The organism is Streptomyces sp. NPDC043908 (assembly GCF_056435525.1).
The window spans coordinates 269,027-296,018 of the sequence record NZ_JBWKEI010000004.1; the positions used below are offsets into that span (position 1 = coordinate 269,027).

Consider the following 26,992-nt stretch of genomic DNA (forward strand, 5'->3'; position numbering starts at 1 on the left):
CCGGGTCGGGGGCGGGGCCCGGACGGGCGGGTTCGGCGCGGCCCGGCGCGTCGTTTGCGGAGACGGGACGGCCACCCCTGAGTAGGCTCGTGACCCATGGAGCATGAGGTGTTCGTTCCGGTTGAGGTCCAGTCCCTGCGTGAGACGCTGCGGGACCCGGGCAGGGTCGCCCGCTGCGTCCCCGGTCTCCAGCAGGACGCGGGCGAGCCGCCGGTCGCCGGCCGGCTGAAGCTCCGCGTCGAGGGCCACACGATCACCTACCGCGGCACGATGCGGATCACCGAGCTCGACGAGGACACCTTCGGCGTGGAGGCCGAGGGCACCGAGGCGCGCGGCACCGGCGCGGGCAGGTTCTCCCTGACGCTCCGGCTGGCGCCCCAGGACGAGGGCACCCGGATGTCCGTCACCGCCACGGCGACCGCGGACGGCCGCGTGGCCACCGCGACCCCCGAGGGCACCCGGGCCTCGGCCGCCCGCCTGCTGGACCGTTTCGGCGCGGCCCTGGCGGCGGACGCCCGGGGAGCAGGGGAGGAGAGCGGCGACACGGCCCGGGACACCGGCGAGCCGGACGCGACCGAGGCCGGGGCGGCCGTCCAGGGCGCGGAGGCCTCCGGACCCGACGCCGCCGCGCCCCAGATCCCCGCGCCCGACACCGCCCCCCACGACGCCGCGCCCCGGGACGCCGCCGCGCCCGGCGAGGAGCCCGCGGCCGGTCCCGCCGGGCCCACCACCTCCGGGTCGGGGACCGCCTCCACCCCGGACGCCGACGCGGACGTGGACGCCGCGGCGCGCGGCGAGGACCCGGCGGAGGACCCCGGCCTCGGCCACTCCGTCTTCGACGCCGCCGTCCCGCCGCCCTCGCTCGACCCGCTCGCCGAGGAGGAGTTCGACATCCCCGGGGACGGCGACTACCTGCCCGCCGAGGCCGCGCACGCCCGGCGCACGATGATCGGCCGCAGCGCCGAGGAGGTCGACCACGCGCCGCCGCGCGGGCGGTACGCGCCCGTGCCCGCCCCGGCCGGCTCCGGCGCGGGCGCCACCCTGCGCTGGGCCGCCCCGGCCGCCGCGTTCGCGCTCGCCTCCGCGGTGGTGGTCGGCCGCGCCCTGCGCCGGCGCCGCTGACCCGCTCCAGTCGGCCGGACACGGCGACGCGCGCGCGGGCGGGTGCGGTGACGCCAGTAGTGTCGGGGGTGTGAGTAGCGACAAGAGTGTCCGGCTGGCGGCCGGCGACGTCGAGTTGACGGTCCGTCCGGACCTCGGGTGCCGGATCGAGAGCCTGCGTGTGGGCGGTACGGAAGTGCTGCGCCAGGGCGACAAGTACGGCTCGTTCCCGATGGTGCCCTGGTGCGGCCGGGTGGAGAACGGCGAGTTCCGCAACGGCGGCACCAACCACCGCCTTCCGCTGAACGCGGCGCCGCACGCCATCCACGGCACCGGCCGCGACACGGCCTGGAAGCGGGTGCGCACCGGCGAGACCGAGTCCGGCCACGCCGAGGCCCACTTCACGTACGACCTGGCCGAGCCCTGGCCGTACACCGGTCGCGTGACGCAGATCTTCGAGCTGTCCGAGAGCGCGCTGACGATGACCATGGGCGTGGAGACGTACGGCGACTCCTTCCCGGCGCAGGTCGGCTGGCACCCCTGGTTCCGGCGCAGCCTCGGCGGCGAGGACGTACAGCTGGGGTTCACCCCCGCCTGGCAGGAGGAGCGCGGGGACGACCACCTGCCCACCGGCCGGCGCATCGACCCCCTGCCCGGCCCCTGGGACGACTGCTTCGGCATGCCCGACGGCGTCGACGTCACCCTCACCTGGCCGCGGCAGCTGGAGCTGAAGGTGACCAGCCGCAGCGAGTGGGTGGTGGTCTATGACGAGCAGGAGGAGGCGGTGTGCGTGGAGCCGCAGTCCGGCCCGCCCAACGGCCTCAACACCCTGCCGCGGCTGGTGACGCCGGTGGACCCGCTGGAGCTGGCGACGACCTGGAGCTGGCGCCGCCTTTAAGCTGGCCGACATGACTGATGTACGAGCCGACCTGCTCCAGCAGATCAAGGACAAGGCCGTGGTCCACGGCAAGGTGACCCTCTCCTCGGGCCGGGAAGCCGACTACTACATCGACCTGCGCAGGATCACGCTGGACGGCGAGGCCGCGCCGCTGGTCGGCCAGGTCATGCTCGACCTCACCGCCGACCTGGACTTCGACTGCGTGGGCGGCCTCACCCTGGGCGCCGACCCGGTGGCGACGTCGATGCTGCACGCCTCGGCCGCGCGCGGCCGCCGCCTCGACGCCTTCGTCGTCCGCAAGGCGCAGAAGGCGCACGGCATGCAGCGCCGGATCGAGGGCACCGAGGTCAAGGGCCGCCGCTGCCTGGTGGTCGAGGACACCTCCACCACCGGCGGTTCGCCGCTGACGGCCGTCGAGGCGGTGCGGGAGGCGGGCGGCGAGGTCGTCGCCGTGGCCACGATCGTCGACCGGGGCGCGGCCGACGCGATCACCGGAGCGGGCCTGACGTACCTCACGGGCTACCAGCTCGGCGATCTGGGCCTGGCGTAGCGGCCGCGCGGCGGTGGGTGCGCCGCCCCGGATGCCGGGGCGGCGGTAACCGGTCCGGGGTACCCGGCAAGATCGACTGACGGGCACTCCGAAAGTGGTGGGCCGGGCCCCCGTACCCCTGCCCACCGACTCTGACCTGCGCTTTCGGTGAGAGGGCGGCTGTTTCACGTGAAACAGCCGCCCTCTCCCGCGTCCGCGGGGTGGAGCCGGGCGCGGAGTCTGGAAAGATGGGCCGCGACGATGACGTCGCCCCCAGGTCAGGGCCAGCACATATCGCACACCCCGCACATCACAAGGAGCGGACAGATGCCCATCGCAACCCCCGAGGTCTACAACGAGATGCTCGACCGGGCGAAGGCAGGCAAGTTCGCCTACCCGGCCATCAACGTGACCTCGACCCAGACCCTGCACGCTGCGCTGCGCGGCTTCGCGGAGGCCGAGAGCGACGGCATCATCCAGATCTCCACCGGCGGTGCCGAGTTCCTGGGTGGCCAGTACAACAAGGACATGGTCACGGGCGCGGTCGCCCTGGCCGAGTTCGCGCACGTCGTCGCCGCCAAGTACGACATCACCGTCGCGCTCCACACCGACCACTGCCCCAAGGACAAGCTGGACGGTTACGTCCGTCCGCTCCTGGAGGTCTCGGCCGAGCGCGTCGCCAAGGGCCTGAACCCGCTCTTCCAGTCGCACATGTGGGACGGCTCCGCCGAGACCCTCGCGGACAACCTGGCCATCGGCCAGGAGCTGCTCGCCAAGGCCGCCGCCGCCAAGATCATCCTGGAGGTCGAGATCACCCCGACCGGCGGCGAGGAGGACGGCGTCAGCCACGAGATCAACGACGAGCTCTACACCACGGTCGACGACGCGCTGCGCACCGCCGAGGCGCTCGGTCTGGGCGAGAAGGGCCGCTACCTGCTGGCCGCCTCCTTCGGCAACGTCCACGGCGTCTACAAGCCGGGCAACGTCGTGCTGCGTCCGGAGCTCCTCAAGGACCTCCAGGAGGGCGTCGCCGCCAAGTACGGCAAGGCCTCGCCGTTCGACTTCGTCTTCCACGGAGGCTCCGGCTCCACCGAGCAGGAGATCGCGACCGCGCTGGAGAACGGCGTCGTGAAGATGAACCTGGACACCGACACCCAGTACGCCTTCACCCGTCCGGTCGCGGACCACATGTTCCGCAACTACGACGGCGTCCTGAAGGTCGACGGCGAGGTCGGCAAGAAGTCGACGTACGACCCGCGCACCTGGGGCAAGCTCGCCGAGGCGTCGATGGCCAAGCGCGTCACCGAGGCGTGCGCGAACCTGCGCTCGACCGGCACGAAGCTGAAGTAACGGGCGCGCGGGCCCGCAGCCCGCGCTCCCCCGTCCGGGCCCGGTATCCCCCTCGCGGGGGGTGCCGGGCCCCGTGCGTTCCGCGAGAGTGGAGTGCATGAGCGTGACGATGGGGACGGCGGCGGGGCGGTGGGTGCTGTTCACGACCGTGCTCGGGTCCGGGATGGCGATGCTCGACTCGACCGTGGTCAACGTGGCCCTGCCGCGCATCGGGGCGGACCTGGACGCGGACATGGCCGTGCTCCAGTGGACCGTCAACGCGTACATGCTCACGCTCGCCGGGCTGATCCTGCTGGGCGGCGCGCTCGGCGACCGGTACGGCCGCCGCAAGGTCTTCGTCGTCGGCGTCGTCTGGTTCGCCGCGGGCTCCCTGCTGTGCGGGCTCGCGCCGGACGCGGGCGTCCTGATCGCCGCCCGCGCCCTCCAGGGCATCGGCGGCGCGCTCCTCACCCCCGGCTCCCTCGCCCTCATCCAGGCGAGCTTCGCCCCCGCCGACCGGGCGGCGGCCGTCGGCGTCTGGTCGGGCCTGGGCGGCGTCGGGGCGGCGGTGGGGCCGTTCCTGGGCGGCTGGCTGGTGGACGGCCCCGGCTGGCGCTGGGTCTTCCTGCTGAACGTCCCGCTGGCCGCGCTGTGCGTGCCGGTGGCGCTGCGGCACGTACCGGAGTCCAGGGACGCACGCGTGCACACGGCCCGGTTCGACGCGACGGGCGCGGCGCTGGGCGCGCTGGCGCTCGCGCTGGTGACGTACGCGCTGATCGAGGCGCCGGGGCAGGGCGCGTCCCCGCTGGTGCTGGGCGCGGCGGCGGCGGGCGTCCTGGCGGGCATCGCCTTCCTCCGGCTCGAACGCCGGCTGACCGACCCCATGCTGCCGCCCGAGATCTTCGCCTCGCGCCAGTTCACGGCGGTGAACCTGGTGACGGTGTGCGTGTACGCGGCGTTCGGCGGCTTCTTCTTCCTGGCGGCGCTCCAGCTCCAGGTGGTGGCGGGGTACTCCGCGCTCGGCGCCGGCGCGGCCCTCCTCCCGACGACGGCCCTGATGCTCCTGCTCTCGGCCCGCTCGGGCGAGCTGGGGGAGCGCATCGGCCCGCGCCTGCCGCTGACGGTGGGGCCGCTGCTGTGCGCGGGCGGGATGCTGCTGATGCTGCGGGTGGGGGAGGGCGCGTCGTACCCGCGGGACGTGCTCCCCGCGGTCGTCGTCCTCGGCCTCGGCATGGTCACCCTGGTCGCGCCGCTCACCGCGACGGTGCTGGGGTCGGTGGACGCGGGGCGGGCGGGCCTTGCGAGCGGCATCAACAACGCGGCGGCGCGGGCCGCGGGCCTCATCGCGGTGGCGGCGCTGCCGCTGGTGGCGGGCATGTCCCCGTCGGCGTACCGCTCGGCGGCGGAGTTCGGCTCGACGTTCCGGCGGGCGATGCCGGTGTGCGCGGGGGTGCTGGCGGTGGGCGCGGTGCTGGCGTACGCGACGGTGCGGCGTCCGCGGGCGGGGTGCCACGCGGAGTGCCGGGTCTGCTGCGGGGTGGCGGGGCCGCCGCTGGAGCGGGACCGGGAGGTTTGACGTTCGGGGCCGCCGAGGGCTTCTCCCCCCGGGCCCCCTTGGTTCGTCCGCGGACCGTGCCGGGGTGCTCGCGCAGTTCCCCGCGCCCCTTGGATGCGCTCCTGCGGGGCTCCCAGGGGCTGCCGCGCAGCGGCATTCTCAGGGGCGCGGGAGCGGGCGGCGTGGGGGGAGAGGACCCGGTTGTCGGTCGGACGCGGCAGACTGGCTCCATGTCCCTTCACGAAAACCTCCTCGGCGGCCCCGCCCCCACCCACCTGCCCGACGACCCGGAACCCCGCGAACTCCTCGCGCAGGGCACCGCCCCCGCCGACGTCGCCGCCAAGTACCCCACCTCCTCCCTCGCCTGGGCGCAGCTCGCGGACGACGCGTTCGACGCGGGCCGCACCGTCGAGTCGTACGCGTACGCCCGCACCGGCTACCACCGCGGCCTCGACTCGCTGCGCCGCGCGGGCTGGAAGGGCCACGGCCCGGTGCCGTGGGAGCACGAGCCCAACCGCGGCTTCCTGCGCGCGCTGCACGCCCTGGCCCGCGCCGCCCAGGCCATCGGCGAGGAGGCCGAGTTCGAGCGTTGCACCGCGTTCCTGCGGGACTCCTCGCCGCTCGCGGCCGACACGCTGAGCTGATCCGTGCGTATGCGTACCGCCCGGACAATTGGCGTACGGGCGGTACGATCGCACGCAGCATCGAATACAGGACAATCGAACGAAGAACGTCGCTCATGCACGAGTGAGCAACGCGGACGCGCTGGCGCACGAGGCCCCACACCTCTCCCCCAACTCCAGCCGGGAGCAGGGGAGAAGTCTGTCTTGGGCAAGCGAGCAGCCCGCAACGGAGCCCGTCGTGCGGGCGGCCCGGCCCGGCCCCGCAGCGGTGGCGGACACGCTCCCCGGCGCGGCCCACGCGCCCTCCTCGTCGGCGGCCTCCTCGGCCTCGCCCTCGTCTGCGGGGCGGCCCTGAGCGCCTGCCGCCCGGGTGACAACGATGCCGCGGCCCACGACGGCAAGGGCGTGCCCGCCTCCGGGCCCGGCACCTTCACCCCCGCCCGCGCCTCCGGCGCCCCCGTCGGCACCGGCGGCCCCCTGCGCCGCTACAGGGTCCTCGTCGAGAACGGCGTCGACCTCTCGCCCGCCCGGGCCGCCACCGAGATCCAGGCGATCCTCGCCCACCCCCGCGGCTGGGCCGCGCACGGCCGCGGCCGGTTCCAGCTGGTCTCCGGCGACCGCGCCGCCGACGTGACCATCAAGATCGCCACCCCGGCCACCACGGACAAGCTCTGCGCGGTCAACGGCGACACCCACGGCGAGCTGAACTGCGAGGTCACCGACGGTGTCGTGGTCAACCTCAAGCGGTGGGTGAAGGGTTCGCCGCAGTACGACGGACCGCCCGCCGAGTACCGGCATCTGATCATAAACCACGAGATCGGCCACCTGATCGGCTTCCACGGGCACATGGCCTGTCCGGGCCCCGGCCGGCCCGCCCCGGTGATGCAGCAGCAGATCAAGGGCCTGAACGGCTGCACGTCCAACGCCTGGCCGTACACCGAGTCGGGTGGCTTCGTGGAGGGCCCGTCCGTGCCCTGACGTGGGTGGAGGGGGCGTGCTTATGATGCGGGTGGGGACCGGGGCTCCGATGCCGATGAAGGAAGGGGCGGACCGCTACCCGGACACGTCGAGGAGACAGCGATGTCATCAAAGATGTCCGAACCGGCCGAAAACGCCGGAGCCGCCCGATCCGCCGAAGCCGCCCGCTCTGCCGAAGCCGCCCGCTCCGGAGCCGCGGCCACCGCCGCGGCCACCGCCGCGGCCACCGACCCGGCCGACGCCCCCAACCTGGACTTCGCGGGCACGACCCCGTACGAGGACTACGTCCAGGCGGACGTCCTCACCCACCTCCAGCACCTGCGCTCCGACGACCCCGGCGAGATGGTCTTCCTGGTCACCACCCAGGTCATGGAGCTGTGGTTCACGGTCATCGTCCACGAGTGGGAGACCGCCACGCGCGCGTTGCGCGAGGACCGGGTCCAGGTGGCCGTGGACGCGCTGAAGCGGTCCGTACGCGAGCTGGAGGCCCTCAACGCCTCCTGGACGCCGCTCGCCCAGCTGACCCCCGCGCAGTTCAACTCCTACCGCTCGGCCCTCGGCGAGGGCTCCGGCTTCCAGTCCGCGATGTACCGGCGGATGGAGTTCCTGCTGGGCGACAAGTCGGCGTCGATGCTGGTGCCGCACCGGGGCGCGCCGCGCGTGTACGCCGAGCTGGAGAAGGCGCTCCAGGAGCCGAGCCTGTACGACGAGGTGCTCGCCCTGCTCGCCCGCCGGGGGCACGCCGTCCCGGCCGCGGTCCTGGAGCGCGACCTCTCCCAGCGGTACGAGCCCTCGCCCGAGGTCGAGGCGGTCTGGGCCGCGCTCTACACCGGGGACCAGAACGGGGAACTCGTGCGCCTGGGCGAGGCGTTGACCGATGTGGGCGAGCTGGTGTGGCGCTGGCGCAACGACCATCTGGTGGCGACGAGGAGAGCGATGGGCGCGAAGACGGGCACGGGCGGCTCGGCGGGCGTGGCCTGGCTGGAGAAGCGCGCCGCGAAGAGCGTGTTCCCCGAGCTGTGGACGGCGCGCAGCCATGTCTGAGTCCCTGGCCGGCAAGGCCGCGGCGCTGGACGCCGCAGACGACCTCGCCAAGCACCGCGAGCTGTTCGCCCTCGACGACACCACGGTCTACCTCGACGGGAACTCGCTGGGCGCGCTGCCGCGCCACGTCCCGGCGCGCATGCAGGAAGTGATCACCCGCGAGTGGGGCGAGCTGCGCATCCGCTCCTGGGACGAGAGCGGCTGGTGGACGGCGCCCGAGCGGATAGGCGACCGGATAGCGCCGATCGTCGGCGCCGCGCCGGGCCGCGTCGTGGTGGGCGACTCCACCAGCGTGAACGTCTTCAAGGCCCTGGTGGCGGCGGTGCGCCTGGCGCCCTCCGACCGGGACGAAATTCTCGTCGACGCGTCCACGTTCCCGACGGACGGGTACGTGGCGGGGTCCGCGGCGCGGATGACCGGCCGGTCCGTCCGGGCGGTCGCGCCCGGCGAGATGGCCTCGGCGGCGGGCCCGCGTACGGCGGCGGTCCTGGTCAACCACGTCGACTACCGCACGGGCCGGCTGCACGACCTGCCCGGCATCACGGCCGCCGCGCACGAGGCGGGCGCGCTCACCGTGTGGGACCTGTGCCACAGCGCGGGCGCGCTGCCGGTCGGGCTCGACGCGCACGGGGTGGACTTCGCGGTGGGCTGCACCTACAAGTACCTGAACGGCGGCCCGGGTTCCCCGGCGTACCTGTACGTACGGGGCGACCACCAGCCGTCCTTCGACTCCCCCCTGCCCGGGTGGAACTCGCACGAGGACCCCTTCGGGATGCGCGCGGAGTACGCCCCGGGGGCGGGCGCCGTACGGGGCCGGGTCGGCACCCCGGACATCCTGTCCATGCTGGCCCTGGAGGCGGCCCTCGACGTCTGGACGGGCGTCTCCATCGACGCCGTCCGCGCCAAGTCGCTGGCGCTGACGGACTTCTTCCTGGAGTGCGTGGAGGCGTACGTGCCGGCGGGGCGGGTGGAGTCGGTGACGCCGTCCGCGCACGCGGAGCGGGGGAGCCAGGTGGGGTTGCGGTGTGAGGGGGCGGGGGATGTGATGCGCGCGCTCATAGCCGCGGGGGTGGTGGGGGACTATCGCCGTCCTGATGTGCTGCGGTTCGGGTTCACGCCGCTGTACGTGGGGTTCGGGGATGCGGAGAGGGCGGCGCGGGCGCTGTCCTCGGCCCTGGGTTAGCCCCACCCCGCCCTTTCCCTGAACCCTCCGGGGGTGGGGGGGCTCCCAGGGCTGCACCCCGACCCCGCGGCGTCCGGGGACTGCCCCGGCCCGGCCCCGCTGCCCCGGGCTTCGCCCCTGGTACCCCCTTTTTGTCTGCGGACCGTGCGTGGCTGGCCGCGCAGTTCCCCGCGCCCCTAAAAGCCACGGGCCGAGCCCCCACAAGGGCGCGGGAACGACGCGCCGGCCCCACCCGCCCCGAAAGGGGCGCGGGGAACTGCGCGAGCAGCCCACCACGGCCCGCAGACAAGGTTCCGGCCGGTCAAGGGGCGCGGGGAACGGCGCGAGTAACCCACCACCGGCCTGCAGACAAGGCTCCGGCCGGTTAAGGGGCGCGGGGAACGGCGCGAGCAGCCCACCACCGGCCCGCAGACAAGATTCCGGCCGGTTAAGGGGCGCGGGGAACTGCGCGAGCAACCCACCACCGGCCCGCAGACAAAGGTTCGACCCGAAAGGGGCGCGGGGAACGGCGCGAGCAACCCACCCCGGCCCGCAGACAAAGCCCCGGCCCGCACACATCCCCCAGAAAGGCGCCCCCATGCAAGACCCACTCCCCCCCAACCCCCAGGACGCCGCCGAAGCCGCCTCCGCCTTCTCGCACCCCCACGTCCCCCCGGACACCACCGCCCCTTACGGCCCCCACCCCGACCAGGTCATCGACTTCTACGCCCCCCGCCACGACACCCCGGCCGCCCCCCTCGTCGTCGCCCTGCACGGGGGCGCCTGGCGTGAGCGGTACGACCGGGGGCACCTCACCCCGTTCGTGGACTTCCTCGCCCGCCGCGGGTTCGCCGTCGCCAACGTCGAGTACAGGCGCGGTGGCCTGCTGCCCAGGCAGGGCGGCGGCGGCACCCCCGTCGCCGGACGCTGGCCGGACACGTTCGACGACGTGGCCGCCGCCCTCGACGCCCTGCCCGCCCTCGTCCGCACTCACCTCCCCACCGCCGACCCACGGCGTACGGTCCTCACCGGCCACTCCGCCGGAGGCCATCTCGCGCTGTGGGCCGCCGCCCGCCACGTCCTGCCGCCGACCTCCCCGTGGCACGCCCCCGCCCCCGTCCCCCTCCGCGGTGTCGTCGCCCTCGCCCCCATCGCCGACTTCGCCACCGCCCTGGCGCTGGACGTGTGCGACGGGGCCGTGCTCCAGCTCCTCGGGGGCGAGGGGCCGGGCGGCGAGGCGAGGGCCGAGGCCCGGGTCGCGGACGCGGACCCCGCCGCCCTCCTTCCCACCGGCATCGCCACCACCCTCGTCCAGGGCCGGGACGACGTCGTCGTGCCGATGGCCGTCGCCGAGGCGTACGCCGACGCCGCCGCCCGCGCCGGAGAGCCCGTCGGGTTCACCGTGCTCGACGGCGTCGGCCACTTCCCCCTCATCGACCCCGCCGCCGACGCCTGCGCGGTCGTGGCGGAGGAGATCGCGCAGCTCGCGTACTAGACCGGCGGCCGGCGCCCCGCGGGCCGGCGCCCCGCGGGCCGGTGCCACCGGCCCCAGTACCTCGGCCCCAGTACCTCGGGTAGTACCTGAGACGGACGCCGCCGGATCCGCAGCGCAGGGGACGCCCCGGGCACCCGCCCCCGCCTACCGTGGTCCCGTGAACGAGACCCTCAGCCCCCCGCCGGGCGGTACGCCGGGCAGCGGCGGGCGCAGCCCCGAGTTCCTGCTCGCCATGGACCTGTTCGGCGGGCTCCGCCAGGACCTGTTCCGGGACGCCTTCGCCTACCGGCCGCTGCCGCCGATGCGCACGGACGGCCCGCTCACCCGCCGGCTGCCCGCCCGGCTGCGCGGGTACGCCGCCTGGCGGGCGCACGCGGCCGTGCTCTTCGTCGCGTTCTGCGCCGCGATGATCACGTACACCGACCGGTCCCAGGGCTCGGGTCCGGGGCTGATCGTCTGGGCGGCCACGGGTCTGCTCACCGCGATACCCGTCGCCATGACCCTGATACGGCCGGTCGGCGCCTGGTGGGCGGTGTGCGCGTCCACGGTGGTCATGGCCGTCCTCGGCGGGGGTGGGGGCGGTTTCTCCGTCTGGCCGTGGGGGCCGGGCGGGTTCCTCGCGCAGCTCGCGGTGATGGTCGTGGTGGCGCTGCGCACCCGGCCCCGGACCGCCGCGTGGATGTGGGTGCTGACGCTGCTGCTCGGTTCGTTGATGCGGTTCCCCGGCGGGTACGGCGGTTACGGGGGCTACGGCGGCTCGGACGAGGGGCCGATGGCCGTGACGTCCGCGATCCTGCTCCTGATCGCCGTCCTGGTGAACGTCCGCCGGGACGCCGAGCGGAAGATCACCGTCCAGCAGTCGGTCACCGCCGTCGAACGCGACAAGCGGACCGTGCTGGAGGAGCGCACCACCATCGCGCGCGAGCTGCACGACGTGGTCGCGCACCACATGTCGGTGGTCGCGATCCAGGCGGAGGCGGCCCCGTACCGCGTCGAGGACCCGCCCGCGGAGCTGACGGCCGCGTTCGCCACCATCCGGGAGAACGCGGTGGCCGCGCTGACCGAACTGCGGCGCGTGCTCGGTGTCGTACGCGCGGAGGACTACGAGGCGCCGGACGCCCCCCAGCCCACCCTCGCCGACCTCGACCGGCTGCTGGCGAACGTACGCGACGCGGGGCTTGAGGTGACCAAGGCGGTCACCGGCGCGGTGCGGGAACTCCCGCAGGGCGTCGAGCTCTCCGCGTACCGCATCATCCAGGAGGCGCTCAGCAACGCCCTGCGGCACGCGCCGGGCGCCGAGGCGCGGGTGGAGGTCGGGTATGTGCTCGGCGGGGTCGGCCTGCGGGTCGTCAACGGCCCGCCGACCGCCGCCGTGCCCGCATCGCCCGGGAGCGGCCACGGCATCACCGGGATGCGGGAGCGGGTGGCGATGCTGGGCGGCGAGATGACGGCGGGCGGGACCGGGGACGGCGGGTACGAGGTCGCGGTCTTCATCCCCGTGGCGCGGGACGGGGCGGCTGAGGCTGCGGAGGCTGCGGAGGCGGTGGAGGCATGAGCGCGAGCGCCGGTACGGGGATCCGCGTCCTGATCGTCGACGACCAGATGATGGTCCGGGAGGGCTTCTCGGTCCTGCTCAACGCCCAGCGGGACATCGAGGTGGTCGGCGAGGCGGTCGACGGGCGGGAGGCGGTGGCCCGGGTCCGCGAACTGCGCCCGGACGTCGTCCTGATGGACATCCGGATGCCCGAGATGAACGGGATCGAGGCGACGCGGGAGATCGTGGCGGCGGACGCGGGGGCGCGGGTGCTGGTGCTGACGACGTTCGACCTCGACGAGTACGTGTACCAGGCGCTGCGGGCGGGGGCCTCCGGCTTCCTCCTCAAGGACGCGTCCGCGCGCCAACTCGCCGAGGGGGTACGGGTGGTGGCGGCCGGGGACGCGCTCCTCGCCCCCTCGGTGACGCGCCGCCTGATCACCGAGTTCGCCCGGGCGGCGCCGGTGCGGCGGGGGGTGGCGCCGGGTGTGGCGCCGGGGGCGGTGCAGGTGGAGGAGCTGACGGACCGCGAGACGGAGGTGCTGGTGCTGATCGCCCAGGGCCTCTCCAACGCGGAGATCGCGGACCGGCTGGTGGTGGCGGAGTCGACGATCAAGACGCATGTGAGCAGGGTGCTGGTGAAGCTGGGGTTGCGCGACCGGACGCAAGCAGCGGTATACGCCTACGAATCCCGCCTGATCACCCCGTCCTGACCCCCACCCCGGGCCTGCGCCCCGAGCCCCGTCTCCGTCTGACGAAGTCCGGGCCGCCCGCCCAGGGCTTGAGGGGGCGGGCGGGGTGGGGAAGAAGTCTTCATGGACACCAGCCCCTTCGACCCCACCTCCCCCCACTTCACAGCCAACCCCTACCCCGCCTACCAGCAACTCCGCCGCACCGCCCGAGCCCACCACCACCCCCCGACCCACCAGTGGCTCATCCCCCACCACGCCGACGTCTCCGCCCTCCTCCGGGACCGCCGCCTCGGGCGTACCTACCTCCACCGGTTCAGCCACGAGGAGTTCGGCCGTACCCCGCCGCCGCCCTCCCACGAGCCGTTCCACACCCTCAACGACCACGGCATCCTCGACCTCGAAGCCCCGGACCACACCCGTATCCGCCGTCTCGTGGCGAAGGCGTTCACGCCCGGACGGGTTGAGGAGCTGGCGCCCGTCGTCGACCGGATCGCCCGCCGCCTCGTGGGGGACTTCGTCGCGGCGGGCGGCGGGGATCTGCTCGCGGAGGTGGCCGAGCCCCTCCCCGTAGCGGTGATCGCCGAGATGCTCGGCGTCCCCGGGGCCGACCGGCAGCTGCTGCGGCCCTGGTCGGCCGACATCTGCGGGATGTACGAGCTCAACCCGGACGAGGAGACCGCCGCCCGCGCGGTCCGGGCGTCCGTGGAGTTCTCGGCCTATCTGCGGGAGCTGATCCGGGAGCGGCGCCGCGCCCCCGCCCCCGACCTCGTCTCCGCGCTCATCGCCGTCCACGACACCGACGGCACCACCCTCACCGAGCAGGAGCTGATCTCCACCTGCGTCCTGCTCCTCAACGCCGGCCACGAGGCCACGGTCAACACGACGGCCAACGGCTGGTGGACGCTCTTCCGCCATCCCGAGCAGCTCGCCCTCCTGCGCGCCGACCCGGCGCTCCTCCCGGGCGCCGTCGAGGAACTGCTGCGCTACGACACCCCGTTGCAGCTCTTCGAACGCTGGGTGCTCGACGACATCGAGGTGGGCGGCACCCCCATCCCCCGGGGCAGCGAGGTCGCCCTGCTGTTCGGCTCAGCCAACCGCGACCCGGCGGTGTTCCCGGACCCGGAGACCTTCGACGTACGCCGCCCGCCCGCCACCAACCGCCATGTCAGCTTCGGCGCGGGCATCCACTACTGCCTCGGCGCGCCCCTGGCCCGCCTCGAACTGGCCACGTCGTTCGGTCTGTTGCTGCGCCAGGCCCCGCGCATGCGGCTGCTGGCCGAGCCGAGGTGGAAGCCGGGGTACGTGATCCGCGGCCTCACCGCCCTCCAGGTGGAGGTCTGACTCCCCAGCCACCCCGGACCGCCTCCGGCCGGGCCACGGGCCGCCCCGGGCCACTTCCGCCCGGACAACCGGCCGCCTCCGCCCCGGCCACCTCAGCCCCCGGCCGCCTCAGCCCCCGCGGGCACCATCAGCGCCCACGATCCCGCCGTCCACGTACGACTCCACACCGGCCCCACCACCACCGGCCCCGCCCGGTACCGGAACCCCTCTCCGCCCCGGACCCCACCCCCGGACCCGCCCCCGGCGACACCTTCGGACCCGCCCCCGCGCCCCCCGGCGGCCCCGCCCCCGTACATCCCCCCAACCGACACCCCCCCGACCGACACCTCCACCACCGACCCCCGCCCCCGCACCACCGACCCCCCGCACTCCTCCACCACGACCTGCGCCACCCCGTCCCCGCACCCCACCGACACCCCCGCGAGGGGACGGTCCAGGTCGGTCAGGAGGGTGCCGTCCGTCTCGATCCGCAGGTGGTGCGCCACCGCCGCCGCCACCGGGGTCGGCGCGCCCACCAGCGTCCGGACGAGCGAGCGGCACGTCCCCCACACCGTCGGACCCGCGGCCCGGACGGGCGCCGGAGCCGGCGCGGGGATGCGCAGCTCCCCCAGCACCACGCCGCCGCCGTCGTCCACCAGGAGGCCGCGGCGGCGGGGGACGCCTTCCAGGACCGCCCGGGCGGCCGCCACCGCGTCCGTCGGCACCCCCAGTGACCTGGTGATTTCCACGGCGGACGCGCTGCCCACGGGCACCACGGAAAGGGCCGGGCCCGACAGTCCGTGCTCCCGTTGGAGCAAGGTCACAGTACGTAGCAGGACATGGTCGTCACCCACCACCACCAGCCGCCGCCCACCCCGCCTGGCCAGGGCCCGGGAGAACTCCTCCACCCCCTCCGGCCAGCATATTTTCGCCTGTGCGGCCGCAGACAGCACATCCTTCGCGATCCGTACGGACTCGCCGTCGATACGGCGGGCGACCGGGTCGATGACCACCAGTAGCCGGTCGGCAGCCGACACGTCGGTCCTTCCTCGGGTAGCATCTTTGTGCAAGAGCCCCTTGCGCTATTGCGCCAGGGGCTTCGTCTATTCCGGGGCACGCGGGTGAGGGCGGCGACACGCCCCTGACCTTGGACATGCCCCGCCCGGAAGGGGTGTACGCCTGTGCCCGCACTTGTGCTGCTCGGTGCTCAGTGGGGTGACGAAGGCAAGGGAAAGGCCACCGACCTCCTCGGTGGATCCGTTGACTATGTAGTGCGCTACCAGGGCGGCAACAACGCCGGCCACACCGTCGTCGTCGGCGACCAGAAGTACGCGCTGCATCTTCTCCCTTCCGGGATCCTCTCGCCGGGGTGTACCCCGGTCATCGGCAACGGAGTCGTCGTCGACCCGGCGGTCCTGCTCTCCGAGCTGAGCGGGCTGAACGAGCGCGGCGTCGACACGTCCAAGCTGCTCATCAGCGGTAACGCTCACCTGATCACGCCGTACAACGTCACCCTGGACAAGGTGACGGAACGGTTCCTCGGGTCCCGCAAGATCGGCACCACCGGCCGCGGCATCGGGCCGACCTACGCGGACAAGATCAACCGCGTCGGCATCCGCGTCCAGGACCTGTACGACGAGTCGATCCTCACGCAGAAGGTCGAGGCGGCGCTGGAGTCGAAGAACCAGCTGCTCGCCAAGGTCTTCAACCGCCGCGCGATCGAGGCGGAGAAGATCGTCGAGGAGATGCTCCAGTACGCGGAGCAGATCAAGCCGTTCGTGGCCGACACGACGCTGATCCTCAACGACGCGATCGACGAGGGCAAGGTCGTCCTCTTCGAGGGCGGCCAGGGCACGCTCCTCGACGTCGACCACGGCACGTACCCCTTCGTGACCTCGTCGAACCCGACCGCGGGCGGCGCCTGCACGGGCGCGGGCGTGGGCCCCACGAAGATCAGCCGCGTCATCGGCATCCTCAAGGCCTACACGACCCGCGTCGGCGCCGGTCCGTTCCCGACCGAGCTGTTCGACCAGGACGGCGAGGACCTGCGCCGCATCGGCGGCGAGCGCGGTGTGACCACGGGCCGCGACCGCCGCTGCGGCTGGTTCGACGCGGTGATCGCGCGGTACGCGACCCGGGTCAACGGTCTGACGGACTTCTTCCTCACCAAGCTCGACGTCCTCACCGGCTGGGAGCAGATCCCGGTCTGCGTGGCGTACGAGATCGACGGCAAGCGCGTCGAGGAGCTGCCGTACTCCCAGACCGACTTCCACCACGCGAAGCCGGTCTACGAGATGCTGCCGGGCTGGTCCGAGGACATCACCAAGGCGCAGACCTTCTCCGACCTGCCGAAGAACGCGCAGGCGTACGTGAAGGCGCTGGAGGAGATGTCGGGCGCGCCGATCTCCGCGATCGGTGTCGGCCCCGGCCGGACCGAGACGATCGAGATCAACTCCTTCCTGTAGGACGGACGCTCCACCCCCGAGGGCCTGCCGGTACGTACGTACCGGCAGGCCCTTCGGCGTCGGTACTGCCGGTGCCCCGGCCGTATCGCGGCGGCCCGGAAAATCGTTCTGCCGGGTGTGATCACCCGTCAGCTGCTCTTCTGCCTCGGCGTGAGCGTGGCGCTCGGCCCGATCGGCGCGCAGGTGTACGCGGAGACCGGCGCCTGTCCGGTGGGCCCCGTGCCGCCGCCGAGGGCCGCGCCGCCCGCGCCCACAGCGCCCACAGCGCCCGCCGCGCCCGTCGGGGCCCCGCGGCCGCGGCCCGCGCCCCGCGGCGAACGCCCCGGCCCCGGGCCCCTCGCGCCCCCGGCCCGCCCCCGGGCGGCGGTGGCGGCGGCCCGGCCGCGTCCCGGGCCGCGAGCCGTCCCCGCACGGGCGGCCGACGCGAGCGTGCCGCGGCCGGCGGCGGCCCGCGGCCACCGCTTCGGCCGCGCGTACCACCCGAGTGCGACCGGCCACCTGGCGCCCGCCGGGTTCTCCACGGTCACGCTGATGCTCCTCGTCACCACCCCGGCCGTCCTGGCCGCCGCCATCCTCCGCCCCCGATCCCGTTCCGGAGCCCGCCCGTGTCGCAATGGCTAGTCCTCGTCGTCGCCATGGCGCTCGTCTGCGCCGTCGTCCTGAGCGTCACCGTGCTGCGCCACCGGCGGGTGGCCGAGGCCGAGGACCCCAGCGAGACGCCCGACGTCATCGAGTACATGGTGATGATGGTCGGCGTCGTCTACGCCATCGTGCTCGGCCTCGCGATCGCGGGCGTGTGGGAGGCGCGCGGCGCGGCCGAGGACTCCGTACGGCGCGAGGCCCAGGCGCTGTACGAGGTCGGGCAGCGCGTCGACGTCTACCCGCCCGCCGTGCGCGACCGTATCCGCGGCGAGATCGGCACCTACGCGCAGCACGCGGTGACCGCCGAATGGCCCCTGCTGGTCAAGGGCCGGGAACCGGAGCCGGACGGCGCGGCGCTGCTCGCGGCCGTCCGCAGCGACGTCGCCCACCGCGCCCCCGCCAACGACCTCCAGGCGCAGGCGTACCAGCCGCTGCTCGACCAGATCGCCACCGCCGACGACGCCCGGCACACCCGGATCGCGGGCGCCGGTTCCACCCTGCCGGACGTCGTCTGGCTGGGCCTTCTCGCCGGGGCTGTGGTGACGATCGGGCTGATCTTCACGCTCCAGATCCGCCGCTCGGCCCGGGAGCTGCTGCTCGCCGGGATCTTCAGCGGCCTGATCGTCTTCCTGCTGTTCCTGGTCTGGAGCTTCGACGCGCCGTTCGGCAGGTCGGGCACGGAGTCGGCGGAGCCGCTCCGCGAACTCGTCACGCAGGCGGCCGCCCGCTGAGCCGGCGGCGTACGCCCCGCACGGCTCCCGCCGCCTGCCCGGTCACTGCTCCCCGGCCTTGTCGTACGTCAACTGCTCGCCGGTGTCGTCGTTCTCGCGGCGCAGCCGGCCGTCCGCGAGGAGCGTGACGGTGGTGGCGGCGCCCGGGGAGCAGGACGTGGTCGGGCCGGACTCGACGGTCGACGGGCCGAGCTTGAGCGGGCCGTCGGGGCCGGTGGGCGCGGCGGCGAGCTTGGCGCGGAAGACGCAGTGGTAGGTGCCGCCGGAGTCCAGCGGGCCGTCGGCGGTGAGCGTGAGCACCGTGTCGCCGACCTTGCCGGGCTCGATGACCAGGCGGCGGGTGCTGTGCCCGGAGCCGCTGTCGATGGACCCGGCCCACGTCCCGAGGTACTGCCGCGGGATGTCCCCGGCCGGGCTCTCGCCGGGGGTCGGGCTCGGGCTCGTGCCGCTCGTGCCGCTGGTGGCCGGGCCGGGGGTCGGCTCGCCGGACGAGGGGGCGGGCGAGGCCGAGGAGCCGCCCGCCCGCTTCGGCTTCCCGCTGTCGCCGTTCATGTACGCGTACACGGAGCCGCCCGCGCCGACCGCCACGACCAGCGCCACGACCACGAGCGCGACCGTCGACCTGGTGCTGCGGCGCGGCTCCTCGTCGGGGGGCGGGGGCGGGCCGTAGCCGTAGGGGGGAGCCGCTTGGGGATAGCCGTAGGCGTGGGGAGGCTGGGGGGAGGCCAGATACGGGTTGGGGTGCGGGGTCGAGTTCGGGGTCGAGTGCGGGTGCGGGTGGGGGTACTGGGGCTGGGGCGGGTGGCCGTGGCCGCTCCCGTTGGCCCAGGCGGGAGGGAACAGGGGTGGCGGGGTGCCCGTGCCGTTGGGGGAGATCACGGTCGGGGTGGGGGTCGGGGTCGGGGTCGGAGTGGGTGCCGGGGCCGCCGGGGGCGGGGGGCCCGGGGGGAGTGCGGGCATCGGGGGCGGGGCGGGGGACGGGGGCAGGGCGGGGGTCGGCGCCGTGCCGCCCTCCGGGTTCTCCACGTCCAGCAACTGCACGGCGTGGCTGCCGAGTTCGGCGACCAGCGGGCCGGGGAGCCACGGCCCGGGGGAGGCGTCCTCGGGGCCGAGGCGCTCCAGGATCGCGTCGAGCGAGGGCCGTGACCCGGGGGTCTTGTGCAGGCAGTCGCGGACGAGGTCGCGCAGGGACTCCGGGACGCCGTCCAGCTCCGGGGGCTCCTGGGCGATCCGGAACATCAGCGCGTGCACGCCGCTGTCGCTGCCGCCGAAGGGGAGTCTGCCGCTGGCGGCGAACGCCAGCACGGACCCCAGGCAGAAGACATCGCAGGCCGGGGTGATCCGGTCGCCGCGCACCTGCTCGGGGGCCATGAAGCCGGGCGAGCCGACCAGCGCGCCAGTACGGGTCAGGTTCTCGCCGGCCGCGGTCTCCAGGGCCCGGGCTATGCCGAAGTCGATGACGCGGGGGCCGTCGATGGTGACGAGGACGTTGGAGGGCTTCAGATCGCGGTGGATCAGCCCGGCGGCGTGGATGTCCTGGAGGGCGTGGGTGAGGCCGCGGGCCAGGACGCGTACGGAACGTTCCGGCAGGGGGCCGTGGTCGCCGCCCACCACGGTGTGGAGGCTGGGGCCGGCGACGTATCCGGTGGCGACCCAGGGGACGGGGGCCTCGGTGTCGGCGTCGAGGACGGGGGCGGTCCACCGGCCGCCGACGCGCCGGGCGGCCCGCACCTCCTGCCGGAACCGGCCCCGGAACTCCTCGCGGGCGGCGAGGTCCTCGCGCACGAGCTTGACGGCGACGGTGCGGCCGCGGTCGGAACGGGCGAGATAGACCTGCCCCATGCCGCCCGCCCCGAGCCGCGCGAGCAGCCGGTACGCCCCGATCCGCTGCGGATCCCCGTCCTGAAGCCTCTCCATGGCGCCCGCCGCCCCCCTCGCTCGAACGAGCTCAACGGCCTGAGGATAGTGGGAGGGGAAGTTGGGTGCCCCTGACCGCCCCAATTTGGCCCGACCCCGTCCCCCTCGTGCGGGGGCGCGGCGTGACCGTGCAGCGTGTCTTTGTCTGCGGACCGTGGAGGCTTGCTCGCGCAGTTCCCCGCGCCCCTGGGGGGTTGGGCGTGGCCGGGGCGTGTGTGGCTCGGCCCCTTGGGGGCGCGGGGAACTGCGCGGCCAGCCCGGGGCGGTCCGCAGGTGACCGCGAAACCTGTCTTTGTCTGCGGGCCGTGGGGCTTGCTCGCGCAGTTCCCCGCGCCCCTGAGGGGGTCTTCCCTGGCCGGGGTCGTTTGGCTCGGTCCTTTGGGGGCGCGGGGAACTGCGCGGCCAGCCCACCACCGGCCGGCCGGTGACCGTGAAGCCGGGGAACCCGTCTCCCGGGACGACCGCCCCGCAAGGGGCGACACCCTGCCGACCCACGCCCCCCACGGCAGACAACCTGGCCATCCCCACCCCCACCCCCCACTCCTTACCCTGGCCCCATGACCCCTCATGTCGACCCCGACCCCCGGACCGGCGCGGCCGTGAAGGCCGCCGACCGCGCGCACGTGTTCCACTCCTGGTCCGCCCAGGGCCTGATCGACCCGCTCGCCGTCGCCGGCGCGGAGGGGTCGTACTTCTGGGACTACGACGGCAAGCGCTACCTCGACTTCACCAGCGGCCTCGTCTTCACCAACATCGGCTACCAGCACCCCAAGGTCGTCGCCGCGATCCAGGAGCAGGCGGGCAAGCTGGCCACCTTCGCGCCCGCCTTCGCCGTGGAGGCCCGCTCCGAGGCCGCGCGGCTCATCGCCGAGCGCACCCCCGGCGACCTCGACAAGATCTTCTTCACCAACGGCGGCGCCGAGGCCGTGGAGAACGCCATCCGGCTGGCGAGGGTGCACACCGGGCGCCACAAGGTGCTGAGCGCGTACCGCTCGTACCACGGCGCCACCGCCCAGGCCATCAACCTCACCGGCGACCCCCGCCGCTGGGCCTCGGACACCGGCTCGGCGGGCGTCGTCCGCTTCTGGGCCCCGTTCCTCTACCGCTCCCCCTTCTACGCCACCACCGAGGCCGAGGAGTGCGCCCGCGCCCTCACCCACCTGGAAGACACCATCGCCTTCGAGGGCCCGGCCGGTATCGCCGCGATCATCCTGGAGACGATCCCCGGCACCGCCGGCATCATGACCCCGCCCCCGGGCTACCTCGCGGGCGTCCGCGAGATCTGCGACCGGTACGGGATCGTCCTCGTCCTGGACGAGGTCATGTCCGGGTTCGGCCGCACCGGATCGTGGTTCGCCGCGGACCTGTACGGCGTCACCCCGGACCTGATGACCTTCGCCAAGGGCGTGAACTCCGGGTACGTCCCCCTCGGCGGCGTCGCCATCTCCGCCGAGATCGCCGCCACCTTCGACACGCGGCCCTTCCCCGGCGGCCTCACCTACTCCGGGCACCCCCTGGCCTGCGCCGCCGCCGTCGCCACCATCAACGTGATGGAGGACGAGGGCGTCGTCGCCCACGCCGCCCACATCGGCGCGACCGTCCTGGAGCCGGGTCTGCGCGAGCTCGCCGCCCGCCACCCGGCCGTCGGCGAGGTGCGCGGTACCGGCGTCTTCTGGGCGCTCGAACTGGTGCGGAACCGGGAGACCCGCGAGCCGCTCGTCCCGTACAACGCCTCCGGCGCCGACGCCGCCCCTATGACCGCCTTCGGCGCGGCCTGCAAGAAGAACGGCCTCTGGCCCTTCATCAACATGAACCGCACCCATGTCGTCCCGCCCTGCAACGTCACCGAGGCGGAGGCGAAGGAGGGCCTTGCGGTCCTGGACGAGGCGCTGTCCGTGGCGGACGAGTACACGGTCTGAGCCCTCCGGGGCCGCGCCCCGGACCCCTTGCGTCCTTCGTCCGCGGGCCCGGTGGGAACTGTGCGTCGAGCCTCCACCGGCCCGCGGGCGAACCCGCAGCTCACCCCGCCCCGCCGTCCGCCCAGGGCCCCCTGGCCTATCGTGTGCGGAACACCGACGAGGGGAGGGGCGCCCGTGCCCGCGAGTGGAGGCGTGACCCGCAGTACGCTGCGGCAGCAGATCGCCGACGCGCTGCGTGACGAGATACTGGCCGGGCGGCTCCAGCCCGGCGAGGAGTTCACCGTCAAGCAGATCGCCGAGCAGTACGGGGTCAGCGCCACCCCCGTGCGCGAGGCGCTCGTCGACCTCACCGCGCAGGGGCTGCTCGACTCCGACCAGCACCGCGGCTTCCGCGTCCACGAGTTCTCCGTCGACGACTACCGGGGCATGGTCGAGGCCCGGACCGTCGTGGTGAACGGCATTTTCAAGAAGATCACCGAGCTGGGCGCCGGGCACGGCCCCGCGCTCGTCTCCGTACGGCGCCGCGCCGAGGAGTGCGCCCGCGCCGCCCGCAGCGGGGACCTGAACATCCTCATCGGGTACGACCTGCGGTTCTGGCGCGAGCTCGGCGCCCTCGCCGGGAACCCCTACATCTCGGACTTCCTGCACCGGCTGCGAATGCAGTGCTGGGTCTTCGCCGTGCCGTACCTGCGGGGCCGCTCCGACCTGTGCGACTGGCTGTGGAACGGCCACGGCGACCTGGTCGACGCGGTGGTCGAGGGCGACGGCGACGCCGCGTACGCCGTGATCAGCGCGTACAACGACCACTCGCTGACCTGGGCGGAGCGGCTGAAGAAGTGATCGACGGCGGCCTGCTCGACCTCTCGGTCGTCATCCCCGCGTACAACGAGGAACGACGCCTGGGTCCCACCCTGGACGCGATCCGGGACCACCTCCACGACGCCCCGCTCTCCTGGGAGCTGATCGTCGTCGACGACGGGTCCCAGGACGGCACGGCGGACGTCGCCCGGGACGCCGCCGGCGCCGACCGGCGCATCCGTCTCGTCGCCGCCGACCGCAACCACGGCAAGGGCCACGCCCTGCGCCTCGGCGTCGCCGCTTCCCGGGGCGCCCGGGTGCTGGTCACCGACGCCGACCTGGCCACCCCCGTCGCCGAGCTCGACCGGCTCACCAAGGAGCTCGACGGCGCCGAGGCCGCCGCCGCGATCGGCTCCCGCGCCCACCCCGAGGCCGACATAGCCGTCCACCAGAGCCGGGTCCGCGAGTGGCTGGGGCGGATGGGCAACCGGCTGATACGCGCCGTCGCGGTCCCCGGCATCCACGACACCCAGTGCGGCTTCAAGCTCTTCGACGGCGACAAGGCGCGCGCGGCCTTCGCGGACGCCCGCCTCGACGGCTGGGGCATCGACGTGGAGATACTCCAGTACTTCCGCCGCCGCGGCTGGGCCGTGGCCGAGGTCCCGGTCCGCTGGTCCCACCAGGAGGGCTCCAAGGTCGGCCCCGCCGACTACGGCCGGGTGCTCCTCGAACTCGTCCGCCTCAAGGCGCGCTCCGCCAGCCGTGCGAGCCTCGCCCTGTCCGGCCTCTTCCTGCTCGCCTCGGTCCTGCTCTACAAGAACCTGTGGGCCGATCTCGGCGACGGCTACCTCGCCGACTCCGGGCAGGACCAGAACCAGTGGGAGTGGTTCTTCTCGGTCACCGCCGACAACGTCCGGCATCTGCGCGACCCGCTCTTCACCACGCTCCAGGGCTATCCGGACGGGGTGAACCTCATGGGCAACACGCCCATGCTGGGCCTGTCCGTACCGCTCGCGCCGGTGACGCTGACGCTCGGCCCGACCGTCACCTGGGCGCTCGTCCTCACCCTGGGCCTGACCGCCACGGCGTACGCCTGGTACCGGCTGTTCGCGCGGTGGGTGACCGGCAACCCGTGGGCCGCGGGGCTCGGCGGGGCGCTCGCCGCCTTCGCGCCGCCGATGGTCTCGCACGCCAACGCGCACCCGAACTTCTGCGTCCTGTTCATGATCCCGGTGATCCTCGACCGCGCCCTGCGGCTGTGCGCACCGGCCGCGGACGTGCGCCGCGACGGCGTGCTGCTCGGGCTCTTCGGCGCGTACCAGATCTTCCTCGGCGAGGAGGTGCTGCTGCTCGCCGCGCTCGGCACGCTGCTCTTCGCGCTGTCGTACGCGCTGGCCCGCCGCGAGGTGATCCGGCAGGCCGGACCCACGCTCGCCAGGGGCCTGGGGGTGGCCGCCCTGGTCTGTCTGCCGCTGGTCGCCTACCCGCTGACCCGGCAGTTCTTCGGCGAGCAGAGCTATCACTCCGTGCTGCACGGCGACGCGGCGGGCAACAGCCCGCTGTCGTTCCTGAAGTTCTCCGGCCGGGCGCTGCTCGGCGACGAGACGACGGCGGACGGGCTGGCGCTCAACCGGACCGAGCAGAACGCCTTCTACGGCTGGCCGCTGATCGTCCTGGCCCTGGCGATCACGGTACGGCTGTGGCGGCACGCGCTGGTGAAGGCGCTCGCGTTCACGGCGGCCGCCGCCGCGCTGCTCTCGCTCGGCCAGAGGATCCGGATCCCTTACACGCACGTGGTGCTGCCGGGCCCCTGGCGCGCCCTCGCCCACCGGCCGCTCTTCGAGTCGGTCATCGAGGGCCGGGTCGCCATGGTCTGCGCGCCGGCGCTCGGCGCGCTGGTCGCGCTCGCGGTGGGACGCCTGACCACGGCGGGCCGGGTGCGGCGGGCGGCCGTCCTCGTGGCGGTCGCGGCGGCGCTGCTGCCGATCGTCCCCACCCCCTTTCCGGTGACCGGGCGGACGCCGGTGCCGTCGTTCTTCGCCGACGGGCTGTGGCGGGCGTATGTGAAGCCCGGCGAGTCCGTGGTGACCGTGCCGCTGCCGGACCCGGCCGCCGCCGACGCCCTGCACTGGCAGGTCCGCGCGGACCTCGGCTTCCCGCTGCCCGGCGGCTACTTCAACGGCCCCTGGGGCCCGGACCGGATCGGCATCTACGGCGCCTCCCCGCGCTGGACCTCCAACCTGCTGCGCGACGTGCGCTACGGCGCCGCGATCCCGCACATCGACGAGGGCTGGCGCGCCCAGGCGCGGGCGGACCTGGCGTACTGGAAGGCCGGGCTCGTCGTCCTGCCGCCGCAGGACAACGAGGAGGCGCTGTACACGACGGTGACGCGGCTGCTCGGCAGGGAGGGCCGCCGGGTGGACGGGGTATGGATCTGGGACGTGGGCCGCTGAGGGCCGACGGCGAGGGGGAGACGTCCATGGGTCTTCCGGGACGTGTGGGACGCCCGAGCCGGCGGTCCGGCGGCGCGTTGACGCGTGCTCGGCACGGGAGTTGACGGGCGAGCTTCGCGGAGCGTGCTCGGCGGACTACGCTGTCCCGACCATCGCGACCTCGTAAGGAGCCCCGTGGCCTGTGACTTGTGGCTGGTCCCCCTCGTCGACGTGCTGTGCCACAGCCCCGACAACCCGTTCGCCGAGGAGATCGCCTCGTACGACAAGGCACTCGGTGAGGCAGGGCTGCCGCCCGTGCCCGTCTTCGCGTACATGCCCGGCCTCTCGGGCGACGTCGCCCCGGTCGCGGGCTTCGACTACGACGCGCTGCACTTCCTGCGCCGCGCCTACCTCCTCCAGCTCTGCCGGCTCGCGGTGACCCCGGTGGACGAGCTCGGCGGCGACTACGAACAGCTCCTGGAGATGTTCGAGACGACGGCCCAGCAGTCCCATCTGGTCTGGCACTACGACCACGCGGGCGCGTATGTGCCGGTGGACTTCCACACCCCGCTCGCCAACGAGGAGCTGCTGGCCGGCGGCGGTCCGCTGGGCTCGACGCACGGGCTGCTGCGGGAGCTGGAGTTCGTGGCCCCGGCGATCGGCATAGACCCGGTGAACCCGCCGATGGCCCCGGCCCCGCCGGACCGCCCGACCTCGCTGGAGGAACCGGCCGGCCCGATCCCGTACGACGAGAGCCCCTTCGCCCGGGAGCGGCACGTGTGGCTGGGGCTGCACGCGGCGGCGACGCGCTCGCTGGCGCAGGGATCCATGATCATCTTCAGTTAGGCCCCGGCCGGCGGGGGGATGTCGCCGGGGCACCACCCGCCCCACCCCCGGCCGTAAACTCCGCGCCATCCGGCGGGAGTAGGACCGGGTCCATGGCAGAAACGACGAGCGCCGCGAGCGCCGCCCCGGCCCGCTTCTCCGACGTCAAGGGGTGGTTCTGGCCCGCCGACCAACTGCTCTTCGACTGGTTCCTGACGCGCCAGGAGCGCCAGGGGTTCCGGGGCGACCTGCTGGAACTCGGCGCGTACCTGGGCAAGAGCGCGATCTTCCTCGGGTCGTACCTGCGGGCGGGCGAGACGTTCACGGTCTGCGACCTGTTCGACTCGCCCGCGCCGGACGACCCCAACAGCGAGGAGATGGACCGCTCGTACGCGACCCTGACGCGGCGGGCCTTCGAGGCGAACTACCTCTCCTTCCACGACGAGCTGCCGGTCGTGGTCCAGGCCCCCACCTCGGTGATCACCTCGCGGGTGCGCCCCGGGAGCTGCCGCTTCGTCCACGTGGACGCCTCGCACCTGTACGAGCACGTGTACGGGGACATCGAGGCGGCGCGGGAGCTGATCGCGCCGGGCGGGATCGTGGCGTTCGACGACTTCCGGGCGGAGCACTGTCCCGGGGTGGCGGCGGCGGTGTGGGGCGCGGTGGCGACGCACGGGCTGCGGCCGGTCTGCATCACGGGCACGAAGTTCTACGGCACGTGGTCGGATCCGGAGCCGGTGCGCTCCGAGCTCCTGGCGTGGCTGGGGGCGCGGCCCGATCTGTGGCACGGGGTGGAGGAGGTGGCGGGGGCGCCGCTGATCCGGATCGACGGGAAGAGGGCGGTGGCGCCTGGGGCGCCGCGCTCCCGCCACGAGGGGGTGGCGTCCCCGGGCGGCGCCGCCACGCCTCCGGCGCCCCCGGAGCCGCGGCCCCCGCTGGCGCGACGCCTGGCGAGAACGCTCCTGCCGCGCCGCTGAGGCGGTACCCCCACCCCGCCCCTTCC

General features: G+C 74.1%; 23 protein-coding genes. 21 read left to right on the plus strand and 2 right to left on the minus strand.

What is annotated here, in order from left to right; all coding sequences use genetic code 11:
- Window positions 1-96 precede the first annotated feature (96 nt).
- From AC069K_RS11845 to AC069K_RS11905, 13 genes are all read left to right on the plus strand, one after another.
- Window positions 97-1,122 carry an SRPBCC family protein gene (locus tag AC069K_RS11845; RefSeq protein WP_365100536.1) on the plus strand — a complete coding sequence of 342 codons (1,026 nt, stop codon included), beginning with the start codon at window positions 97-99 and terminating at the stop codon, window positions 1,120-1,122.
- Between the two features lie 70 nt (window positions 1,123-1,192).
- Window positions 1,193-1,999, plus strand: coding sequence for an aldose epimerase family protein (locus tag AC069K_RS11850; protein WP_365100535.1), 807 nt, complete (start codon window positions 1,193-1,195; stop codon window positions 1,997-1,999).
- Window positions 2,000-2,009: 10 nt separating this feature from the next.
- Window positions 2,010-2,549: an orotate phosphoribosyltransferase gene (gene pyrE / locus AC069K_RS11855; RefSeq protein ID WP_358832219.1), complete on the plus strand. Its 540-nt coding sequence runs from the start codon at window positions 2,010-2,012 to the stop codon at window positions 2,547-2,549.
- Between the two features lie 306 nt (window positions 2,550-2,855).
- The gene (gene fbaA / locus AC069K_RS11860) at window positions 2,856-3,878 is read left to right on the plus strand and encodes a class II fructose-bisphosphate aldolase (RefSeq protein ID WP_101389020.1); all 1,023 of its coding nucleotides are present in this window, start codon (window positions 2,856-2,858) and stop codon (window positions 3,876-3,878) included.
- Window positions 3,879-3,975: 97 nt separating this feature from the next.
- Entirely contained in the window at window positions 3,976-5,433 is a 1,458-nt protein-coding gene (locus AC069K_RS11865; RefSeq protein ID WP_478614834.1) for an MFS transporter, read from the plus strand.
- 209 nt (window positions 5,434-5,642) lie between these two features.
- The gene (locus AC069K_RS11870) at window positions 5,643-6,056 is read left to right on the plus strand and encodes a DUF3151 domain-containing protein (RefSeq protein WP_358832216.1); all 414 of its coding nucleotides are present in this window, start codon (window positions 5,643-5,645) and stop codon (window positions 6,054-6,056) included.
- Window positions 6,057-6,239: 183 nt separating this feature from the next.
- Window positions 6,240-7,013 (plus strand): DUF3152 domain-containing protein, encoded by a 774-nt coding sequence (locus AC069K_RS11875; protein WP_478614838.1) that lies wholly within the window; start codon window positions 6,240-6,242, stop codon window positions 7,011-7,013.
- A gap of 114 nt (window positions 7,014-7,127) precedes the next feature.
- On the plus strand, window positions 7,128-8,057 hold the full coding sequence (locus tag AC069K_RS11880) for a tryptophan 2,3-dioxygenase family protein (RefSeq protein WP_478615227.1): 930 nt from the start codon (window positions 7,128-7,130) through the stop codon (window positions 8,055-8,057).
- Window positions 8,050-9,240 carry a kynureninase gene (gene kynU, locus AC069K_RS11885; protein WP_478614841.1) on the plus strand — a complete coding sequence of 397 codons (1,191 nt, stop codon included), beginning with the start codon at window positions 8,050-8,052 and terminating at the stop codon, window positions 9,238-9,240. Before AC069K_RS11880 ends, kynU begins: the two co-directional genes overlap by 8 nt.
- A gap of 577 nt (window positions 9,241-9,817) precedes the next feature.
- A complete protein-coding gene (locus AC069K_RS11890; protein WP_478614844.1) occupies window positions 9,818-10,714 on the plus strand; it encodes an alpha/beta hydrolase in 897 nt (298 codons plus the stop codon).
- Window positions 10,715-10,871: 157 nt separating this feature from the next.
- Window positions 10,872-12,269 (plus strand): sensor histidine kinase, encoded by a 1,398-nt coding sequence (locus AC069K_RS11895; RefSeq protein ID WP_478614847.1) that lies wholly within the window; start codon window positions 10,872-10,874, stop codon window positions 12,267-12,269.
- The gene (locus AC069K_RS11900) at window positions 12,266-12,961 is read left to right on the plus strand and encodes a response regulator transcription factor (RefSeq protein ID WP_358832211.1); all 696 of its coding nucleotides are present in this window, start codon (window positions 12,266-12,268) and stop codon (window positions 12,959-12,961) included. The genes AC069K_RS11895 and AC069K_RS11900 overlap by 4 nt, the downstream gene beginning before the upstream one ends.
- A 102-nt stretch (window positions 12,962-13,063) precedes the next feature.
- On the plus strand, window positions 13,064-14,281 hold the full coding sequence (locus AC069K_RS11905) for a cytochrome P450 (protein ID WP_478614851.1): 1,218 nt from the start codon (window positions 13,064-13,066) through the stop codon (window positions 14,279-14,281).
- A 92-nt stretch (window positions 14,282-14,373) separates the two neighbouring features.
- Here the strand turns inward: AC069K_RS11905 and AC069K_RS11910 are convergent, their stop codons facing one another.
- Window positions 14,374-15,297 (minus strand): diacylglycerol kinase, encoded by a 924-nt coding sequence (locus AC069K_RS11910; protein ID WP_478614854.1) that lies wholly within the window; start codon window positions 15,295-15,297, stop codon window positions 14,374-14,376.
- Between the two features lie 144 nt (window positions 15,298-15,441).
- Between AC069K_RS11910 and AC069K_RS11915 the strand changes: the two genes are divergently transcribed.
- The 3 genes from AC069K_RS11915 (at window position 15,442) to AC069K_RS11925 (ending at window position 18,098) form a co-directional block, all read left to right on the plus strand.
- Entirely contained in the window at window positions 15,442-16,725 is a 1,284-nt protein-coding gene (locus AC069K_RS11915) for an adenylosuccinate synthase (RefSeq protein WP_358832208.1), read from the plus strand.
- Between the two features lie 117 nt (window positions 16,726-16,842).
- A complete protein-coding gene (locus tag AC069K_RS11920) occupies window positions 16,843-17,346 on the plus strand; it encodes a hypothetical protein (RefSeq protein ID WP_478614858.1) in 504 nt (167 codons plus the stop codon).
- Window positions 17,331-18,098: a bestrophin-like domain gene (locus AC069K_RS11925; protein WP_478614861.1), complete on the plus strand. Its 768-nt coding sequence runs from the start codon at window positions 17,331-17,333 to the stop codon at window positions 18,096-18,098. The genes AC069K_RS11920 and AC069K_RS11925 overlap by 16 nt, the downstream gene beginning before the upstream one ends.
- A 42-nt stretch (window positions 18,099-18,140) precedes the next feature.
- Here the strand turns inward: AC069K_RS11925 and AC069K_RS11930 are convergent, their stop codons facing one another.
- Window positions 18,141-20,015 carry a serine/threonine-protein kinase gene (locus AC069K_RS11930; protein WP_478614864.1) on the minus strand — a complete coding sequence of 625 codons (1,875 nt, stop codon included), beginning with the start codon at window positions 20,013-20,015 and terminating at the stop codon, window positions 18,141-18,143.
- 557 nt (window positions 20,016-20,572) lie between these two features.
- Here AC069K_RS11930 and AC069K_RS11935 point away from each other — a divergent pair.
- The 5 genes from AC069K_RS11935 to AC069K_RS11955 all read left to right on the plus strand — a co-directional run bounded on the left by AC069K_RS11935 (window position 20,573) and on the right by AC069K_RS11955 (window position 26,966).
- Window positions 20,573-21,934 (plus strand): aminotransferase class III-fold pyridoxal phosphate-dependent enzyme, encoded by a 1,362-nt coding sequence (locus tag AC069K_RS11935; RefSeq protein ID WP_478614867.1) that lies wholly within the window; start codon window positions 20,573-20,575, stop codon window positions 21,932-21,934.
- 174 nt (window positions 21,935-22,108) lie between these two features.
- Window positions 22,109-22,774 (plus strand): GntR family transcriptional regulator, encoded by a 666-nt coding sequence (locus AC069K_RS11940; RefSeq protein WP_365100515.1) that lies wholly within the window; start codon window positions 22,109-22,111, stop codon window positions 22,772-22,774.
- Entirely contained in the window at window positions 22,771-25,185 is a 2,415-nt protein-coding gene (locus AC069K_RS11945; protein ID WP_478614871.1) for a glycosyltransferase, read from the plus strand. The genes AC069K_RS11940 and AC069K_RS11945 overlap by 4 nt, the downstream gene beginning before the upstream one ends.
- 174 nt (window positions 25,186-25,359) lie before the next feature.
- Entirely contained in the window at window positions 25,360-26,010 is a 651-nt protein-coding gene (locus AC069K_RS11950) for a hypothetical protein (protein ID WP_101389000.1), read from the plus strand.
- Window positions 26,011-26,102: 92 nt separating this feature from the next.
- Complete coding sequence (locus AC069K_RS11955) at window positions 26,103-26,966, plus strand: class I SAM-dependent methyltransferase (RefSeq protein ID WP_478614874.1); 864 nt, start codon at window positions 26,103-26,105, stop codon at window positions 26,964-26,966.
- Window positions 26,967-26,992: the final 26 nt, after the last annotated feature.

Bases quoted from the DNA above. Each gene is read 5' to 3' on its own strand.
- AC069K_RS11900 (WP_358832211.1), top strand. From the start codon at position 12,266: ATGAGCGCGAGCGCCGGTACGGGGATCCGCGTCCTGATCGTCGACGAC.
- AC069K_RS11865 (WP_478614834.1), top strand. From the start codon at position 3,976: ATGAGCGTGACGATGGGGACGGCGGCGGGGCGGTGGGTGCTGTTCACG.
- AC069K_RS11845 (WP_365100536.1), top strand. From the start codon at position 97: ATGGAGCATGAGGTGTTCGTTCCGGTTGAGGTCCAGTCCCTGCGTGAG.
- AC069K_RS11890 (WP_478614844.1), top strand. From the start codon at position 9,818: ATGCAAGACCCACTCCCCCCCAACCCCCAGGACGCCGCCGAAGCCGCC.
- pyrE (WP_358832219.1), top strand. From the start codon at position 2,010: ATGACTGATGTACGAGCCGACCTGCTCCAGCAGATCAAGGACAAGGCC.
- AC069K_RS11870 (WP_358832216.1), top strand. From the start codon at position 5,643: ATGTCCCTTCACGAAAACCTCCTCGGCGGCCCCGCCCCCACCCACCTG.
- AC069K_RS11905 (WP_478614851.1), top strand. From the start codon at position 13,064: ATGGACACCAGCCCCTTCGACCCCACCTCCCCCCACTTCACAGCCAAC.
- AC069K_RS11930 (WP_478614864.1), bottom strand. From the start codon at position 20,015: ATGGAGAGGCTTCAGGACGGGGATCCGCAGCGGATCGGGGCGTACCGG.
- AC069K_RS11955 (WP_478614874.1), top strand. From the start codon at position 26,103: ATGGCAGAAACGACGAGCGCCGCGAGCGCCGCCCCGGCCCGCTTCTCC.
- fbaA (WP_101389020.1), top strand. From the start codon at position 2,856: ATGCCCATCGCAACCCCCGAGGTCTACAACGAGATGCTCGACCGGGCG.
- AC069K_RS11880 (WP_478615227.1), top strand. From the start codon at position 7,128: ATGTCCGAACCGGCCGAAAACGCCGGAGCCGCCCGATCCGCCGAAGCC.
- AC069K_RS11935 (WP_478614867.1), top strand. From the start codon at position 20,573: ATGACCCCTCATGTCGACCCCGACCCCCGGACCGGCGCGGCCGTGAAG.
- kynU (WP_478614841.1), top strand. From the start codon at position 8,050: ATGTCTGAGTCCCTGGCCGGCAAGGCCGCGGCGCTGGACGCCGCAGAC.